This is a genomic window from Pedococcus badiiscoriae (assembly GCF_013408925.1).
GTDB classification, from domain to species: domain Bacteria; phylum Actinomycetota; class Actinomycetes; order Actinomycetales; family Dermatophilaceae; genus Pedococcus; species Pedococcus badiiscoriae.
In genome coordinates this window covers 2,489,810-2,507,186 of the sequence record NZ_JACCAB010000001.1, presented here as the reverse complement: position 1 = coordinate 2,507,186, position 17,377 = coordinate 2,489,810, and the positions used below count along the sequence as shown (strand labels likewise).

Here is a 17,377-nt window from a genome sequence, read left to right as displayed (position 1 = left end):
TGACCAGCGATGATGCCACCCTCGGCCGTCGGCGCTGCCCGCGCCCTCGAGCCACCCGCGCGAGCCACCCCCTCGAGCTGCCCCCGAGCCAGGTCTCGAGCTAGCTCGAGCTACCTCTCGAGCCAGGCCGACGCGATCGTGGCCGAACCGACCACGCGCGTCCCGTCGTACAGGACCACGGACTGGCCGGGAGCGACCCCGCGGAGACGACCCGCGAGACGCACCTGCACGTCGTCTCCGGAGGCCCACGCCTGCGCGGGCACCTCCTCGCCGTGGGCGCGCACCTGGGCGCCCAGCTCGACCACGCCCTCGGGGGGCGGCCCGCACCAGCGGGCATGGTCACCACGAATCGCGTTGACCCCCAACAGATCCGACGTGCCGATCATGACCCGGTTGGCAGCGGCGTCGACGGAGACGACGTAGCGAGGGTCGCCGTCCATGACCGACCGGTCGAGGCCGAGCCCGCGTCGCTGACCGACGGTGTAGGCGTACGCGCCCCGGTGCGCGCCGACGACCTCGCCCGTCTCGGCGTCGACGATCTCGCCGGGCTGCTCCCCCAGTCGCGAGGTGAGCCAGCCGCGGGTGTCGCCGTCGGCGATGAAGCAGATGTCGTGCGAGTCGGGCTTGCTCGCGATGTAGAAGCCGCGCTCCCTCGCCTCCGCGCGGATGTCGGGCTTCGTGGTGTCACCCAGGGGGAAGAACGCCCGGGCCAGCTGGTCGGCGTCGAGCACGCCCAGCACGTAGGACTGGTCCTTGGCCATGTCGACCGCCCGGTGCAGCTCGCGCCCGCCGTCGTCACGCTCGACGACCTGCGCGTAGTGACCGGTCGCCACGGCGTCGAAGCCGAGGGCCACTGCCTTGTCGAGCAGAGCGGAGAACTTGATCTTCTCGTTGCAGCGCAGGCACGGGTTCGGGGTGCGGCCAGCGGAGTACTCCGCGACGAAGTCCTCCATCACGTCACGCTTGAACCGCTCTGCCATGTCCCAGACGTAGAACGGGATCCCGAGCACGTCAGCGACCCTGCGCGCGTCTCCCGCGTCCTCGATCGTGCAGCAGCCACGGGCCGACTCACGCAGCGTCGCTGCGCTCTGCGACAGGGCGAGGTGCACGCCGACGACCTCGTGCCCCGCGTCGAGCATCCGTCCGGCCGCGACGGCGGAGTCGACCCCGCCGGACATCGCGGCGACGACCCGCATCAGCCGGTCCACCCGCTGGCTCGACGCGCGCGGTCGATCGCGGCGGGCAGTGCGGCCAGCACCGCGTCGACGTCGGCGTCGGTCGAGGTGTGGCCGAACGTCAGCCGCAGGGCACCGCGCGCGGAGCCCTCCGGGATGCCCATCGCGAGCAGCACGTGGGACGGCTGCGGCACTCCCGCCTGGCACGCCGAACCGGTCGAGCACTCGACCCCCGCGGCGTCGAGGAGGTAGAGCAGCGAGTCACCTTCGCAGCCGGGCACGAGCAGGTGGGCGTTGCCGGGCAGCCGGTGTATGCCGTCGCCGGCCTCCCATGCGCCCGTCGCTGTGATCTCGTAGCCGAGGTCCATGGCAGAGCGGATCAGCCTGTCCCGCAACGCCATCAGCCGAGGTCCCTCCACCGGGACGGTCTCGACGGCCTCCTCCATGGCGACGGCGAACGCACGGATCGCGGGGACGTCCAGGGTCCCACTGCGGATCTGACGCTCCTGTCCCCCGCCGAAGCTCTGCGGCACCACGACGACGTCGCGACGGACCAGCAGCGCCCCCACGCCCAGCGGCCCGCCGACCTTGTGGCCGGTCACGGTCATCAGGTCAGCCCCCGACTGGGCGAAGTCCACCGGGAGGTGGCCCGCGGCCTGGACGGCGTCGGTGTGGAACGGCACGCCGAACTCGTGCGCCAGCGCCGCGAGCTCTGCCACCGGCTGGACGGTGCCGACCTCGTTGTTGGCCCACATGACCGTGACCAGAGCCACCGAGTCGGGGTCCTCCTCGATGGCAGCGCGGACCGCGCCCGGCGTGATGAAGCCCAGGGCGTCGGGCTCGACCCAGGTCACCTTGGCCCCCTCCTGGGCGACCAGGTGCTCGACGCAGTCGAGGACGGCGTGGTGCTCGATGGCGCTGCAGACGATCCGGACGCGGCCGGGGTCCGCCTCGCGTCGCGCCTCGAAGGTCCCGGCGACGGCCAGGTTGTCGGACTCGGTGCCCCCGGAGGTGAAGACGACCTCCGACGGGCGCGCCCCGAGGGCCTTGGCCAGTCGCTCTCGCGACTCCTCGACGACCCGGCGGGCCATCCGGCCCGAGGTGTGCAGCGAGGACGCGTTGCCGGTCGTGGCCAGCTGGTCGACCATGGCCGCGATGGCCGATGGGAGCATCGGCGTGGTGGCGGCATGGTCGAGGTAGGCGGTCACCGTCGAAAGTTTACTCGTCCACTACCCAGGCCCCGGACGAAGCCGGGCGTGGGCGGGCGATCGCGACCCGTCACCGGCGGCCTGGGAGCCGACTGTTTCCTGACCCGCCCTTGACCTACCGGGCGTAACCGCTCGCTTCGCCTCTCGTTGGACACGGCGTACCGACCGAAACCAGTGCTGGTCTCAGGAAGGGAACTACATGCACTCCGTGAAGAGAACCCGGGCAGTCGTCGCGATGACTGCCACGGCTGCTCTGGCCGTGATGGCCCTCGCAACGCCCGCTTCGGCGGGCCTGATGTCCTCCGGCAGCTCCCTCGCCCCTGTCCAGCCCTGGCTGGCCTCCCAGCTGGGCACGCTCAAGTCCGCAACCCCGACCACCGTGCTCGTGCACGGCACCGACACGGCCGCCGCCACCCGCGCGGTGCAGGCTGCCGGCCTGCGCCGGGTGACGACCTTCGAGAAGATCGGCGTCGTCGTCGCCACGGGACTGCCCACCCAGGTGCAGGCGGTCCGGTCGCAGCCCGGCGTGACGTACGTCGAGGGCAACCAGCCCATCGAGATGCTGCTGTCGACCTCCAACAAGGCCACCCGCGGCGACGAGGCGCGCAACACCCTCACCGGGGCCGACGGCACCGCCCTCGACGGCAAGGGGGTCTCGGTCGCCGTGATCGACTCCGGCGTCGACCCGACCCACCCGTTCCTGAAGAACCCCGACGGCACCTCCGCCGTGGTCAAGAACCTCAAGATGGTCTGCGAGCCGGTGACGGAGAGCACCTGCGCGCCCGTCGATGCCGGTTCGGCCGACACCGACCTGGTCTCCGGCGGCGGGCACGGCATGCACGTCAACGGGATCGTCGCCGGTCGCGACGTCACGCTGTCCGACGGCACCAAGATGCACGGCGCCGCCCCTGGGGCGAGCCTGGTCAGCATCAGCACCGGTGCGGTGCTCTTCATCATCGGCGCCGACGCGGCGCTGAACTGGGTGCTCGAGAACCACAACGCCCCGTGCGGTGCGGGCGTCGCGGTCAGCAAGTGCCCGCCGATCAAGGTGACGTCGAACTCCTACGGCCCCACCGGCGGTGGCGCCTTCGACCCGAACTCCGCGACGGTCAAGCTGCAGCGCGCCCTGGTCAAGGAGGGCGTGGTCACGGTCTGGGCCAACGGCAACGACGGCGGCGACGGGTCCAAGGACCTGTCCAACCCGCCCGCCAAGGACCCGACGCCCGGCATCATCTCGGTCGCCTCGTACTTCGACCAGAACACCGGCACCCGTGACGGCACCGTCTCGACGTTCTCCAGCCGCGGCAAGGCCGGCGACCAGTCCACCTACCCGGACATCTCCGCGCCCGGTGAGTCGATCACCAGCTCGTGCCGCATCTACCTGCCGATCTGTTCGTCGGGGCTCGACCCCAAGGACGGCGGCGACTACAACACGATCAGCGGCACCTCGATGGCCACCCCACACATCTCGGGCATCGTCGCGCAGCTCTTCCAGGCCAACCCGAACGCCACCCCGGCGCAGGTCGAGGCCGCCATCGAGTCCACCGCCTACAAGTACACGAATGGTGCGCCGTACGAAGCGGGCACCAACGGCACGACGAGCTTCGACAAGGGCCACGGCCTGGTCGACGTCGTCGCTGCCGCCAATGCCATCCGCTAGCAGCCAGCGGAAGGTACGAGGGTCCCGGGCCCTGTGAGGGGGACCCGGGAACCTCCCCCCGGTACCTGCGGTCGTACGACGCAGACCGGGTGAACGCCCCGGACCACCCCCTGTGGTCCGGGGCGTTCCTGGGCGGGGCGTACCCAGCCTCCGCGCCCACACACGGCATACCCAAAAGCCTCTGTGCACAGACCTCGCGCCTACTGCGCAGAGAGCAGGTCTCTGGGCAGCATGACGAGCCTCTGTGCACAGACCCGCAGACGGACAGACCCGCACACACCGAAGGCCCCCGACCGGCGTGGTCGGGGGCCTTCGATCTGTGCGGGGTCGGTCACCCCTGGGCGGTCAGCCCTTGGCGGCGTTGACGGCCTCGGTGGCCTGCGGGAGGACCGTGAAGAGGTCGCCCACGACACCGAAGTCGACGAGCTCGAAGATCGGGGCCTCCTCGTCCTTGTTGATCGCGATGATCGTCTTGGACGTCTGCATGCCCGCGCGGTGCTGGATGGCGCCGGAGATGCCACACGCGACGTACAGCTGCGGGGAGACCTGCTTGCCGGTCTGGCCCACCTGCGAGGTGTGCGGGTACCAGCCGGCGTCGACGGCGGCGCGCGAGGCACCCACCGCGGCACCGAGCGAGTCCGCGAAGGTCTCGACCGGGGAGAAGTCGCCGCCGGTGCCACGACCGCCGGAGACCACGATCGCGGCCTCGGTCAGCTCGGGACGGCCGGTGGCCTCCTTGGGCTTGGACTCGGTGACCTTGGCGCCCTTGGCGGCCTCGGAGATGGTCGGCTCGAACACCTCGTCGGCGGCCGCGCCGGCTGCCTCCTCGGGGGTGGCCGAGTTGGGCTTGACCGTGATGATCGGCGTGCCCTTGGTGACGACCGACTTGACGCTGTAGGAGCCCGCGAAGACGGACTGGGTGGTGGACACGCCACCGCCCTCACCCGCCTGCACGTCGACGGCGTCGGTGATCAGGCCCGAGTCGGTCTTGATCGCGAGCCGCGCAGCGATCTCCTTGCCGGCGCTGTTGCTCGGGATGAGCACGGCGGCAGCGGAGGTCTTCTCCACGAGCTGGGCGAGCAGCTCGGCCTGCGGGGCGACGAGGTAGTCGGTGACGTCGGCGGACTCGACGCGGTAGACCTTCTCCGCGCCGTACTTGGCCAGCGTCTCCTTCGCCGCGTCGAACCCGTCGCCGACGAACACGGCGCTGGGCTCGCCGAGGCGGCGGGCGATGGTGAGCAGTTCCGAGGTGGTCTTGCGAACGGTGCCGTTCGCGTGGTCGACCAGGACGAGTACTTCAGCCATGAGTGGTTCCTCTCTTCGGTCTGTCCGGCAGCTCAGGCTGGTCGGCTCAGATGAACTTCTGCGCGGACAGGAACTCGGCGAGCTTGGTGCCGCCGTCGCCCTCGTCGGTGACGATCTGGCCCTGCTCGCGCGGGGGCCGCTTGGTGAACGACTCGACCTTGGTCCAGGCGGCGTCCAGGCCGACCTGCGAGGCGTCGATGCCGAGGTCGGCCAGGGCCCATTCCTCGACCGGCTTCTTCTTCGCGGCCATGATCCCCTTGAACGAGGGGTAGCGCGGCTCGTTGATCTGGTCGGTGACCGACACCAGCGCCGGCAGCGACGCGACGATCGTCTCCGAGGCGGCGTCCCCGTCGCGACGGATCGTCACGGTGGACCCGTCGACGGCCAGCTCCGAGGCGAACGTCACCTGCGGCAGGCCGAGGCGCTCGGCGAGCATGGCCGGGACGACGCTCATCGTGCCGTCGGTGGACGCCATGCCGGTGATGACGAGGTCAGGGGTGCCGGTCTTCTTGATGGCCTCGGCCAGGACGAGGGAGGTGGCCACGGCGTCAGAGCCGTGGATCGCGTCGTCCTTGACGTGCACGGCCTTGTCGGCCCCCATCTGCAGGGCCTTCTTCAGGGCATCGGCAGCCTGGTCGGGGCCGACGGTGACCACGGTCACCTCACCCTCTCCGGCCTCCACGAGCTTGAGGGCCTCCTCGACGGCGTACTCGTCGAGCTCGGACAGCAGACCGTCAACGCCCACCCGGTCGGTGGTGTTGTCGGAGTCGTTGAACGTGCGGTCGGACTGTGCGTCCGGCACGTACTTCACGCAGACGACGATGTTCATGCGCTGATCGTCCCCTTCTGGGAGTGGATACCGCTGGGATCGACAGTGGGTATCGAAATTGGTGGGTATCGAAATTGGTCAGGTGCCATCCTTACAGCCCCTGCGCGGAATCGACACGCCAGCACCGCGTGACGCTCACCACGGGACCGGCCGGGCAAGCCCGACGGAGGTGATGGCGCCCACACCGCCCGTCCAGCGGACCAGCCGGCGAGCGCCCTGTCAGTCGTCGCCCACAGCGCGTCGGCCCGACTTGAGCTGACCCCGGCGCTTCTTGCCCTCGATCCGGCGTCGCTGCGAGCCCAGGGTAGGACGGGTGGGGCGCCGGGTCGGCGGATCCGGAGCGGCGGCCTCCCGCAGCAGGGAGACCAGGCGCTGCCGGGCGACCACCCGGTTCTGCCGCTGGGAGCGGTGCTCGGAGGCGACCACGATCAGCCGTCCGCCGACGAGCCTGGGGGCGAGCCGGTCCAGCAGCCGCCCGCGGGCCGCCTCGGGCAGCGCCGCGACTGCGCGGGACGTGCTCGGGTCGAAGTCGAGCTCGACCCGGCTGTCGGTGGTGTTGACCCCTTGGCCACCGGGGCCGGAGGAACGCGAGAACCGCTCGATGAGCTCGCCGGCATCGATGACCATGCCGTGGCGCAAGCCGGGACCAGCCGGCACGGACAGGGCCGCGCCCGGCTGAGGTCGTCCCGCCGGTGGTGTGGTCACGGGTCCACTCCACCACAGCGCGGACCCACATCGTCTGTGCGCCGGAGCTGTGGGGCTGCGACGTCGGAGCTGTGGGGCTGCCTCCCCCCGGCCCGGACTGCGGCACACTGGTGGCTTGTGACTTCCTCGGTGCCGGGCGCCTTCTGCCTCGTCCTGCACTCCCACCTCCCCTGGCTGCCCGGGCACGGGGTCTGGCCGCTCGGCGAGGAGTGGCTGTTCCAGGCCTGGGCGGAGTCCTACGTCCCGCTCGTCTCCGAGCTGGACTCCCTTGCGGCAGAAGGGCATCGCGACGTCCTCACCCTCGGCGTCACCCCCGTCCTCGCCGCCCAGCTCGACCACCGGCGGATGCGGCAGGACACCCGGACGTGGGTCGGGCTCTGGCAGCAGCGGGCGCGCGAGCTGGGCTTCGACGCCGATCCGCACCGTCGCGAGACCGCGGCAGTGGAGTATGCCGCCGCGAACCGGGTCCAGCGCCTGCTGGAGTCCCGGTGGCGGGCAGGCGGCTCGCCCGTGCTGCGATCCCTGCGCGACGAGGGCGTGGTCGAGCTGCTCGGTGGCCCGGCCGCACATCCCCTGCTGCCCCTGCTCCAACCCGAGCTCGTCGGGGTCGCCCTCGAGGCGGGCCTGGCCGACAGCGTCTGGCGACACGGCGCGCGGCCCCGAGGCATCTGGGCACCGGAGTGCGCCTGGTCCCCCGCCCTGGCCCCGGCGTTCACCGCCACCGGCGTGGGTCATTTCGTGGTTGACGAGCAGACCGTCCGTGATGCCGGTGGTCACCCGCACGGGGCGTGGCGGGTCACCGGGAGCGACCTCGTGGCGGTCCCCCGTGACCTGGACGTCACCAACCTCATCTGGTCCTCGCGCAGCGGCTACCCAGGTGCCGCGGCCTATCGCGACTTCCACGCCCGCGAGGAGTTCACCGGGATCAGGCTGTGGGCGATCACCGAACCCGACGTGGGCGTCGAGCACAAGTCGCCCTACGACCCGCTGGCCGCCGCAGCCCAGGTCGACGCCGACGTGGAGCACTTCGTGGCCGCCGTCCGGACCAGGCTGGGCCACGCCCGCGAGGTGACCGGCGCTCCGGGGCTGGTCGTCGCGGCATACGACACCGAGCTGTTCGGTCACTGGTGGCACGAAGGTCCGGCGTTCCTGGGCAGGGCGATCCGTGCGCTGCGGGCGGCCGGCGTGACCGTCACCACCGTCGAGAAGGCGGTCGCGGCCGGGCACGTCGCCGGCGAGCTCGACCTCGGTCCCGGGTCGTGGGGCGCCGGCAAGGACTTCTCGGTGTGGGACGGTCCGGGCGTGCGCCAGATCGCCCACGAGAACGAGTGGCTGCAACGGCGCTGGCTCGACGTCGTCGCGAGGGAACGGGCCGCCGGCCGCCTGCAGACCCGCAGGCCGGATCTCGACCAGCTGCTCCAGACGCTGTTCCACGCCCTCTCCAGCGACTGGGCCTTCCTGGTGACCCGTGGACAGTCAGTGGACTACGCGAGACGGCGGGCCGAAGGGCACCGTCGCGACTTCCACCAGCTCGCCCAGCTGGTCGAGGACGGCCGCCGGGACGAGGCACGCGCGGAGGCGACGCGGTTGGCGGCGCGCGACGGCGCGTTCCCCGCCCTCGATGCCCGCGTCGCTGCCCTCGCGGGCTGAGCGCCGCAGGCCTCCTACCTCGGGGCCCTACGTGCGGGTCCGGACGACCTTGCCCGGTATGCCGGCGACGACCGACCGCGGCGGGTACTCACCGCGCGGGACGGCGGACGCCGCGACCACGCAGTGGTCGCCGATGTCGACCCCGCGCGTGACGACGACCTTGGTGCCGAGCCAGACGTCGTCGCCGATCCGCACCGGCGACTTCACGATCCCCTGGTCCTTGATGGGCAGGTCGAGCGACGTCGTGACGTGGTCGAAGTCGCAGACGTAGACGTCGTCCCCGAACAGGCACGCCTGGCCGATGGAGATGTCGATCCAGCAGTTGATGGTGTTGCGGATGCCGATGACCGACTTGGGTCCGATGCGCAGGGTGCCCTCGTGGGCCCGCAGCCGCGCGTGCGCCCCGACGTGGGTGTAGGCGCCGACGACCAGCCGGCCGTAGCCCTCGCGCACCTCGAACCGCACGTCCGGACCGATGAAGCACGGACCCTCGAACCGCAGTGAGGGGCAACGGGCGCTGGCCCGGGCCATCCGCAGGTAGCTCAGCAGGTGGTGTCGGGTGAACGCGCGGTTGGCCATCGCCCAGCCCACCCACCGGGCCCACGCGAGGGGCCGCGGCAGCCCGAAGGGGCCGTGCTCGGCCCGCTCGCCGTGGTCGGCCGGCGACATGTCCGCGTTGGCTGCCGAGGTCACGGGCTCATTCCGGGTCGTCGGGTGCTCGAGGTCAGGGCTTCACGCCGGTGATGCCGACGTTGTAGAAGAAGCGTGCGGGCACGACCTTGGCGAGCAACCGGTCGACGGTGGACAGTCGCTGCCAGGAGCCGTAGGCGAACATGGCCCAGCCCCATCCCAGCGCACCGGGCTTCACGGCTGCCTCGAACGTCCGGATGGGCCATCCCGCGAAGGCCGCGGTGAGCTCCTCGGTCTGCGTGCGGACGTCGATGGCGCCGGCTCGCACGGCCATCCGCGCGAGGTCGTCCGGGTCGAACGTGTGCAGGTCGACGACGGCCTCGAGCGCCGCCGCACGGGACGACTCGTCGAGGGCCTCCTTGTCCTTGGCCCACTTCTCGCGGAGCGGGGGCAGCTGGGTGACGGCCTTGGTCGCCTTCCACGTGAGGCTGCCGAGCCGGCGGGCGTAGCGGTCACCGATGGTCGTGGGCTCGCCGGCGATGACGAACCGCCCACCGGGCTTGAGGACCCGGAGGATCTCGCGCAGCGCCCCCTCGACATCGGGGATGTGGTGGATGACGGCATGACCCACGACGATGTCGAAGGTGTTGTCGTCGTAGGGGATCCGCTCGGCGTCGGCGACCCTGCCCTCGACGGAGAACCCCAGCATCTCGGCGTTGGCCTTCGCGGCCTCGACCATGCCCGGCGACAGGTCGGTGACGTGCACCGCGTCGAGGATGGCCGCCTGCTTGAGGTTCAGCGAGAAGAACCCCGTGCCCGCCCCGAGCTCGAGAGCCGTGGCGTAGGGCAGCGGGTCGGGCGTGCCCGTGATGGCCTCGAACCGGCCCCGCGCATACTCGATGCAGCGACGGTCGAACGAGATCGACCACTTCTGGTCGTAGGTCTGGGCTTCCCAGTCGTGGTACAGCACCTGGGCCAGCTTGTTGTCGGCGAAGGCCGCGGCCACCTGCTCAGCCGTGGCCGCCTCGGGGGTGGGTGCCATCGCTCAGGCGCCCTCGAACTTCGCCTTGCCGGGGCCGTTCTCGACGAACGACTTCATCCCGATCTCACGGTCCCTGGTGGCGAACAGGGAGCTGAAGAGCATCCGCTCGATCTCCAGACCGGTCTCGAGGTCGGTCTCCAGTCCCCGGTCGATCGCCTGCTTGGCAGCGCGGATCGCGTACGCGGGTCCGCCGACGTACGGCGCGAGTCGCGCCTTCGCGGCGGCATACACGTCCTCGGCCTCGACGACCTCGTCGACGAGCCCGATCGCGAGGGCCTCGTCGGCGGACACGAACCGTCCGGTGAAGACGATGTCCTTGGCCTTGGCCGGACCGACGAGGCGAGCCAGCCGCTGGGTGCCCCCGGCGCCGGGAATCACCCCGAGCAGGATCTCGGGCTGGCCGAGCTTGGCGTTCCTGGCCGCGACCCGGAAGTCGCATGCGAGGGCCACTTCGCACCCGCCGCCGAGGGCGTACCCGGTGATCGCGGCGACGGTGGGCTTGGGGATCCGGGCGAGGGTGCGGGTGAAGTCCTGGAGGGCGCCGGCGTGGTCGGCCATGTCCGTGTAGGACATCCGCTCCATCTCCTTGATGTCCGCGCCAGCCGCGAACACCTTCTCTCCGCCGTAGAGGATGACCCCGCTGACGTCGCGGCGCTGGCCTGCCTCGGTCGCGGCAGCGGCGAGCGCGGTCTGCACCTCGGCGTTGAGCGCGTTCATCGGCGGGCGGTTGATCCGGATCGTCGCGATGCCGCCCTCGACCTCGAGGGAGACGACGCCGGTGGGAGCCTCGCTCATGCCGGGTCCCCCTCGGGGGCCGGCTGGCCCGCGCCCGGGCCGGAGTCCTCGCCGCCACCCATGATCCGCTCGTGCCACATCTGCACGCCCGCCAGGACCAGCTGGATCGAGACGTTGACGAGGGCGGGCACGTTGCTGTTCTGGTCGACGATGTGCTCGCTGGTGACGACCAGGGTGTCGTTCGCGAGGCCGGCCTTGACGACGTTCATCTGCAGGGTGATCTCGTTGCAGGTGGCCAGGCGCGTCAACGGGTCGCTGGGGACCGTGTCGCTGATGGCCCACTGGCCGAAGACGCGCATGATCTGGAAGTCGCCCTCGGTGCAGCGCACGAACAGCTGCTGGTCCTGCACGGTGAAGGCCACGTCGCCGTCGTTGTCCACGTTGGGAGCCAGTGACTGGTCGATCAGGGCGTCCAGGACCCGTCCGCGCAACGGGTGCTCGTTCGCGGGGGGCGGGAAGTTGGGCAGCGAAGTCGGATCCGTCATGTGCCCAACCGTAACCACTGCCTAGGCTGAGGGCCATGTCGCCCGCCCCACGCACGCGTGACCTTCCTCCCACCCTGGGGATGACCCTCGTCGAGGGCGGGGCCGAGTTCGCGGTCTATGCGGGGCACGCCGACTCGGTCGAGGTCTGCCTCTTCGACGGGGGCGACCAGGACGGCCACTCGGAGCGTCGCGTGCCGCTCACCGAGCGCACCCACGGCATCTGGTTCGGCTTCCTGCCCGGCGTCGGCGCGGGTCAGCGTTACGGCCTGCGTGCCGACGGACCGTGGCGTCCGGCCGAGGGGCTGCGCTACAACCCCGCCAAGGTGCTCCTGGATCCGTACGCCCGCGCCATCGAGGGCGACGTGTCCTGGACCCCCGAGGTCTTCGCCCACCGGGTGGGTCACCGGCTCAAGGGCGACGACGCGGTCCTCAGCACGCTGGACAGCGCCGGCGCCGTGCCGCGGTGCGTGGTCGTGGACGAGCGCTTCGACTGGGGCGACGACGCGCCGCCACACACGCCGCTGTCCGAGACGGTGGTCTACGAGGCCCACGTGCGAAACCTCACCATGCGGCACCCCGAGGTGCCCGCGCACCTGCGGGGCACGTATGCCGGGATGTGCCACCCCTCCGTCATCGCCCACCTCAAGGCGCTGGGTGCGACGGCGGTGGAGCTGCTGCCGGTGCAGGCGTTCACCTCCGAGCCCGAGGTGGTCCAGCGCGGGCTGACGAACCACTGGGGCTACAACACCCTGGGCTTCTTCGCCCCGCATGCTCGGTACGCCTCGGCCTCCGACCCGCAGGGCGCCCTGGACGAGTTCAAGGGCATGGTGCGGCTGCTGCACTCCGAGGGGATCGAGGTCGTCCTCGATGTCGTGTACAACCACACCGCAGAGCAGGCCGGACGCGACGGGGCCTCGTTGTCCTGGCGTGGGTTGGACAACCGCGCCTACTACCGCCTGGACGAACGCGGCCAGGACATCGACGTCACGGGCTGCGGCAACACCCTCGACCTCCGGCACGCGATGGTCTGCCGCATGGTGCTCGACTCCCTGAGGTACTGGGTGAACGAGTGCCACGTCGACGGTTTCCGGTTCGACCTCGCGGTGGCCCTCGGGCGCGGCCAGAACGACGACTACGACCCCAACCACCCCTTCCTCGTCGCGCTGCGCACCGACCCGGTGCTGTCCCGCGTCAAGCTCATCGCCGAGCCGTGGGACGTGGGCATCCACGGCTGGCGGACGGGCCAGTTCCCGCCACCCTTCGCCGAGTGGAACGACCGTTTCCGCGACTCGGTGCGGACGTTCTGGCTCGACGACCTCAAGGCCCAGGCGGCCGGGCACCACCAGGGTCACGGCGTGCGCGAGCTCGCCACGCGGATGGCCGGGTCGCAGGACCTGTTCGGCTCCCGCGACCGGGGGCCCGTCGCGTCGGTGAACTTCGTCGCGGCGCACGACGGGTTCACGACCACCGACCTGACCCGCTACAACGCCAAGCACAACGGCCCCAACGGCGAGGGCAACCGCGACGGCAGCGACAACAACCGGTCCTGGAACCACGGCGTCGAGGGACCGGAGACCGGGCCGGCAGAGCCGGAGATCGAGCAGGCCCGGCGTCGTTCGACGCGCAACCTGCTGGCGACCACCCTCCTCGCGACCGGCGTGCCCATGCTCAACGCGGGGGACGAGTTCGGTCGCAGCCAGGGCGGCAACAACAACCCCTACTGCCAAGACAACGAGACGTCGTGGTTTCACTGGGGTCTGGCCGGCTGGCAGCAGGACCTGCTCGCCACGACCCGGTTCCTGACACGGCTGCGGACCGACCACCCCGTGCTGCGCCAGCCCACCTTCTTCACCGGCCGCGAGGTGCACGAGGACGGGTCGACCGACCTCGCCTGGTTCGACGCCGATGGGCAGCCCATGGAGAACGGGCGGTGGGAGGACCCGTCCACCCGCACGCTCCAGATGCTGCTCAACGGTGCCTGCATCGGTCAGGCCTCGGTGCTCGTCGTGCTCCACGGCGGTCGCGAGCCCGAGAAGGTGATGCTGCCCGAGGTGCCCGGCCTCGCGGCCTACCACCTGTTGTGGGACTCGACGGACGAGCGGCCCGGGCCGCCCGATCCGCCGACCCCGCCCGGCCCGGTGGAGGTCGGCCCGACCTGCATCCAGGTCTACCGGGCGGCCGCCTCCACCTGACCGGGCTCGTTCAGGGTGTCAGCCGGCGACCGCCCCCTTCAGGGCCCCCACTCGCGCCTGGGACGCCTGCTTCTTGACGTGGCCACCGCCGTGCTGGGTCGAGCTGAAGACCTGCCTGTCGAAGGCCATGTGAGCGACCATCGTGGCGAAGGTCTTGGACATCCAGGTGAACACCTCGGGGTCGTTGTTGCTGAGGTTGTCGCACCACCGGAACGGGTTGTCCACGCATCCCCCGTCGTCCCCGGGCACGGTGCCTTCGAAGTTGCCCTCGGAGCCGCCGAAGAGGGAGACGTCCGACGCGAGCTTGCAGCAGTCCTGGCCGGTCAGGACACCGCTCGCCGGGATCCCCGCCTGCTGGAAGCTGAAGGCGTCCGTGCCGTCGGAGGAGAAGAGGATGTGGTTCTTCCCGATCGAGTTGAGGTAGCCGATCCCGTAGTCCCGGGCGATCGCCGAGGGAGCCCAGATGCTCGGCGGCATGGGGGTGCCGGGTCCGCGCCCGAACAGCTGGACACCGTCCTTCGGGTCGAGGACTCCCGCGACATAGTTCGGCGTGGCCAGGACGTCGGCGTCGAGGTCGAACTTGATCTTCGCCAGCTCGGACGCCGGCAGCGTGTCGACGTAGTGGTGAGAGCCGAGCAGGCCGAGCTCTTCACCGCCGAACCAGATGAAGCGCAGCTTGTTCGGGGTGTTGGTGTTCTTGAGCTGCTGAGCGATGTCGAGGATGGCGGCCGAGCCCGAGGCGTTGTCGAGCATCCCGGCTCCGTAGATCGCGTCGAGGTGGGCGTCGATGACCAGGATGTTGTTCGGGTCGCCGCCCCTGGAGTCGGCGATGACGTTCCAGTCGGCGCGGTTCGGGTCATCGATGGCCTTGACGTCGATGGTCAGCAGCGGCCCCGGACCCGGGCTGGTCTGGGCCAGCAGCTGGGTGCCCACGGCGTAGGACGTGAACATGACCGGGATGTGCTCGGTACCGGCGAGGGAACCACTGAAGAGACTGGTGCGCCCGGGGTTCCCCTCGTTGAAGATGACCACTGCCGAGGCGCCGGCGGCCTGGGCGTTCGCCACCTTCGAGGCGAAGGTGCACGTGCCCCGCTGGATCAGCGCGATGTTGCCCGGGACGAAGCCGCTGAAGTCCGAGGCCTGGCAGCCGCTGGCCGAGCTGGGGGTGGGCGTCGCAGGCACGACGATGCCGCCTGCCGGCTGGAGCCTCGCCGTCGCCGAACCGGCGACGGGTCCGGGGTTGAACTGGGTGCCCAGGCCGAAGGACTGCGGTGTCGGCTGGTCCTCGCGCATGACGGGGGTCCCGACGAAGCTGAAGTAGTGGAACGTGTACTGCTGCAACGTCACGCTGTAGCCCGCCGCTCTCATGACACTGGCGACGTAGTCGGCCGAGGCCTTGTAGCCGGGCTCCCCCGAGTTGCGGGACGGGTGCCCGTCGGCGCCGGGGTGCGCGTCGGCGATCTGCTGGAACTTGACCATGTGCGCCCAGAGGTCGCTCGTGGTGACGCAGTCGACGAGCTTGCGCGGGGTGTTGTTGACGCGGTGGGCGCAGGCAGTGGCGTTGGCCTGCCCGCTCGACGTGGTGGCATTCGCGCTCGACGCAACCATGGGCAGGCCCCAGGTCACCGCGACGGCTGTGGCGGTGACCAGCGCGGTCCGCACTACGCGACGTCGTCCGTCTCGTGGACTCATCGTGTGCTCCCTTGCTGACGGTTGAACCCGCCGGCGTCGTTGTCGACGAGCCTTCCGATGCTACTGCCGTCGGGTGTTCCCGGCAGGTCGGGAAGCAGGCGGTGCAGGCACCCTGAAGCGCTCGCTCAGGGGGTTCGGCGATCAGGAGGACCGGGCGATCAGCGGAGCTCGGCGATCAGCTCCTGAGCAGCCACCCCGGCGCCTGCTCGACGAACTCGGCGCTGGTCAGGCCTCCGGCGCCCGCCGGCAGGCTCCCGAGCAGTGGCGCGCCGGCGACGCGCGGCAGGTCCTCGAGGTTCGATCGCTCGGCGAGGTCCGGCTCCTCCGGGTAGGACCCGACCACGACACCGAGCAGCGGGAGGTCTCGGGCGGCCAGGGCTTCGGCGGTCAGCGCGGTGTGGTTGAGGGTGCCCAGGCTGGGGCTCGCCACGAGCACGTACCCGGTGCTGGTTCCCTTGTAGCGCAACGCGGTTCCCAGATCCGCCAGCGTCCCCCCGCGACTGTCGAGGCGCACCAGCAGGCCGCCTGCGCCTTCCACCAGCACGACGTCGACCTCGTTCGCGAGGGCGGCGATGGTGCGCGCGTGCTGCGCGACAGGGGGCAGGGTGACCTCCTGCAGTCGGGCCGCCGCATCGGGGGCCAGTGGCGCCTCCAGCCGGACGAACTCGTGGAAGGTGACCCCCGGATCCTGCCCGAGCAGGCGCTGCACCACCTGGAGGTCGCCGTCCTCGGCCTCGGTCACGCCCGTCTGCAGGGGCTTCACCACGGCCACGGTGGCGCCGCGCCTGCGCAGCATCGCCGTGAGGGCAGCCGTCACCACGGTCTTGCCGACGTCGGTGCTGGTGCCCGTGACGACGACGACCTTGGGCAGCGAGATCGGGTCAGGCACGGGTGACCAGTCCGCGCAGCACGTCGAGGGCGTGGTCGAGCACCTCGGGCCCATGGTCTGCGTGAGCCGTCAGGCGCAACCGCGAGCTGCCGTCCGGGGTGGACGGCGGCCGGAAGCACCCGATGCGTATGCCGCGTTCCTCGGCCACCGCGACGGCGGCGAGGGCCTCGGCGGGCCCGGGCATCGTCACCGACAGCACCGCACCGGCGGGGGTGTCGACGCCGCACGCGTCGGCGAGGAGCGCCGCGTTGGCACGGACCGCGGCGGGCAGGTGGGCGTCGGTCGCGAGGACGTCGAGGGCGCCCAGCGCGGCGCCCGCGGCGGCCGGAGCGAGCCCCGTGTCGTAGATGAAGGGGCGCCCGGTGTTGACGAGGTGGTCACGCACCGCGGCATGGGCCAACACCGCTCCGCCCTGTGCCGCAAGGGATTTCGACAAGGTGACGGTGACGACCACGTGGTCCCGGGCGATGATGCCGGCCTGGGCGGCTCCGCCCTCGCCCCGCTCCCCCACCACACCGAGCCCGTGGGCGTCATCGACGACGAGGACGGCGCCGAGCTCCTGGGAGAGGTCGGCGAGGGCGCCGAGCGGGGCCGCGTCGCCGAGGACCGAGTAGACCGACTCCACCACGACGACGGCCCGCGGCTGGGTGCGTCCGGCCAGCAGCTCGCGGACGTGGTCGAGGTCGTTGTGGCGGCTGACGGCCACGGCCGCTCGGCTGAGCCGGGCGCCGTCGATGAGGGACGCGTGGGCGTGGGCGTCGGACACGATGAGCGTCTCGGCGTCGGCCAGGGACGTGAGCACCGCGAGGTTGGCGTGGTAGCCCGTCGACAGCACGAGCGCCGACGGCGCCCCAGTCAGGCGGGCCAGGGCATGTTCCAGCTCTTCGTGGAGCTCGAGCGTGCCGGTGACGAGCCGGGACGCCCCAGCCCCACCCCCGTAGGTCTCGGCCGCCGCGACGGCACCAGCGATCACGGCCGGGTGACGGCGCAGTCCCAGGTAGTCGTTGCCCGCCAGGTCGACCAGCTCGCCGGACTTGAAGGGCCTGACCTCGCGGCGCAGCCCCTGACGGTCCCGGTCGGCGGCCCGCTCGGCCAGCCAGTCGAGGAAGGTGCTCACCGG

15 protein-coding genes are annotated in these 17,377 nt (G+C 71.2%); 3 read left to right on the top strand and 12 right to left on the bottom strand.

The window, feature by feature from the left end; translation table 11 throughout:
• Nucleotides 1–110: 110 nt before the first annotated feature.
• Both mnmA and BJ986_RS11765 read right to left on the bottom strand, forming a co-directional pair.
• Nucleotides 111–1,196, bottom strand: a complete 1,086-nt coding sequence (gene mnmA, locus BJ986_RS11770; protein ID WP_179422150.1) for a tRNA 2-thiouridine(34) synthase MnmA — start codon at nt 1,194–1,196, stop codon at nt 111–113.
• Nucleotides 1,196–2,383 (bottom strand): aminotransferase class V-fold PLP-dependent enzyme, encoded by a 1,188-nt coding sequence (locus BJ986_RS11765; protein WP_179422149.1) that lies wholly within the window; start codon nt 2,381–2,383, stop codon nt 1,196–1,198. The genes mnmA and BJ986_RS11765 overlap by 1 nt, the downstream gene beginning before the upstream one ends.
• Before the next feature lie 208 nt (nt 2,384–2,591).
• On the opposite strand from BJ986_RS11765, the gene BJ986_RS11760 reads away from it, so the two are divergent.
• Nucleotides 2,592–4,043, top strand: coding sequence for a S8 family serine peptidase (locus BJ986_RS11760; protein WP_420372043.1), 1,452 nt, complete (start codon nt 2,592–2,594; stop codon nt 4,041–4,043).
• 345 nt (nt 4,044–4,388) lie between these two features.
• Here the strand turns inward: BJ986_RS11760 and BJ986_RS11755 are convergent, their stop codons facing one another.
• From BJ986_RS11755 to arfB, 3 genes are all read right to left on the bottom strand, one after another.
• Nucleotides 4,389–5,348, bottom strand: a complete 960-nt coding sequence (locus BJ986_RS11755) for an electron transfer flavoprotein subunit alpha/FixB family protein (protein WP_179422147.1) — start codon at nt 5,346–5,348, stop codon at nt 4,389–4,391.
• 46 nt (nt 5,349–5,394) lie between these two features.
• Nucleotides 5,395–6,177: an electron transfer flavoprotein subunit beta/FixA family protein gene (locus BJ986_RS11750; protein ID WP_179422146.1), complete on the bottom strand. Its 783-nt coding sequence runs from the start codon at nt 6,175–6,177 to the stop codon at nt 5,395–5,397.
• 219 nt (nt 6,178–6,396) lie between these two features.
• Nucleotides 6,397–6,804 (bottom strand): alternative ribosome rescue aminoacyl-tRNA hydrolase ArfB, encoded by a 408-nt coding sequence (gene arfB / locus BJ986_RS11745; RefSeq protein WP_179423809.1) that lies wholly within the window; start codon nt 6,802–6,804, stop codon nt 6,397–6,399.
• Nucleotides 6,805–6,999: 195 nt separating this feature from the next.
• On the opposite strand from arfB, the gene BJ986_RS11740 reads away from it, so the two are divergent.
• On the top strand, nt 7,000–8,532 hold the full coding sequence (locus BJ986_RS11740) for a 1,4-alpha-glucan branching protein domain-containing protein (protein ID WP_202881239.1): 1,533 nt from the start codon (nt 7,000–7,002) through the stop codon (nt 8,530–8,532).
• Between the two features lie 27 nt (nt 8,533–8,559).
• Here the strand turns inward: BJ986_RS11740 and BJ986_RS11735 are convergent, their stop codons facing one another.
• The 4 genes from BJ986_RS11735 to BJ986_RS11720 are packed head-to-tail and all read right to left on the bottom strand — an operon-like array spanning nt 8,560 to nt 11,484.
• Nucleotides 8,560–9,225 (bottom strand): acyltransferase, encoded by a 666-nt coding sequence (locus BJ986_RS11735; RefSeq protein ID WP_337795203.1) that lies wholly within the window; start codon nt 9,223–9,225, stop codon nt 8,560–8,562.
• A gap of 31 nt (nt 9,226–9,256) precedes the next feature.
• Nucleotides 9,257–10,204 (bottom strand): class I SAM-dependent methyltransferase, encoded by a 948-nt coding sequence (locus BJ986_RS11730; RefSeq protein WP_179422145.1) that lies wholly within the window; start codon nt 10,202–10,204, stop codon nt 9,257–9,259.
• 3 nt (nt 10,205–10,207) lie between these two features.
• A complete protein-coding gene (locus tag BJ986_RS11725; protein WP_179422144.1) occupies nt 10,208–10,999 on the bottom strand; it encodes an enoyl-CoA hydratase/isomerase family protein in 792 nt (263 codons plus the stop codon).
• Nucleotides 10,996–11,484, bottom strand: coding sequence for a T3SS (YopN, CesT) and YbjN peptide-binding chaperone 1 (locus tag BJ986_RS11720; protein ID WP_179422143.1), 489 nt, complete (start codon nt 11,482–11,484; stop codon nt 10,996–10,998). Before BJ986_RS11720 ends, BJ986_RS11725 begins: the two co-directional genes overlap by 4 nt.
• A gap of 35 nt (nt 11,485–11,519) precedes the next feature.
• On the opposite strand from BJ986_RS11720, the gene glgX reads away from it, so the two are divergent.
• Nucleotides 11,520–13,676 carry a glycogen debranching protein GlgX gene (glgX, locus tag BJ986_RS11715; protein ID WP_179422142.1) on the top strand — a complete coding sequence of 719 codons (2,157 nt, stop codon included), beginning with the start codon at nt 11,520–11,522 and terminating at the stop codon, nt 13,674–13,676.
• 18 nt (nt 13,677–13,694) lie between these two features.
• On the opposite strand, the gene BJ986_RS11710 is transcribed toward glgX, so the two are convergent.
• The 3 genes from BJ986_RS11710 to BJ986_RS11700 all read right to left on the bottom strand — a co-directional run bounded on the left by BJ986_RS11710 (nt 13,695) and on the right by BJ986_RS11700 (nt 17,374).
• Nucleotides 13,695–15,368 (bottom strand): M28 family peptidase, encoded by a 1,674-nt coding sequence (locus tag BJ986_RS11710; protein ID WP_179422141.1) that lies wholly within the window; start codon nt 15,366–15,368, stop codon nt 13,695–13,697.
• Nucleotides 15,369–15,543: 175 nt separating this feature from the next.
• Nucleotides 15,544–16,257: a dethiobiotin synthase gene (gene bioD / locus BJ986_RS11705; RefSeq protein ID WP_337795201.1), complete on the bottom strand. Its 714-nt coding sequence runs from the start codon at nt 16,255–16,257 to the stop codon at nt 15,544–15,546.
• On the bottom strand, nt 16,250–17,374 hold the full coding sequence (locus BJ986_RS11700; RefSeq protein WP_179422139.1) for an aminotransferase class I/II-fold pyridoxal phosphate-dependent enzyme: 1,125 nt from the start codon (nt 17,372–17,374) through the stop codon (nt 16,250–16,252). The genes bioD and BJ986_RS11700 overlap by 8 nt, the downstream gene beginning before the upstream one ends.
• Nucleotides 17,375–17,377: the final 3 nt, after the last annotated feature.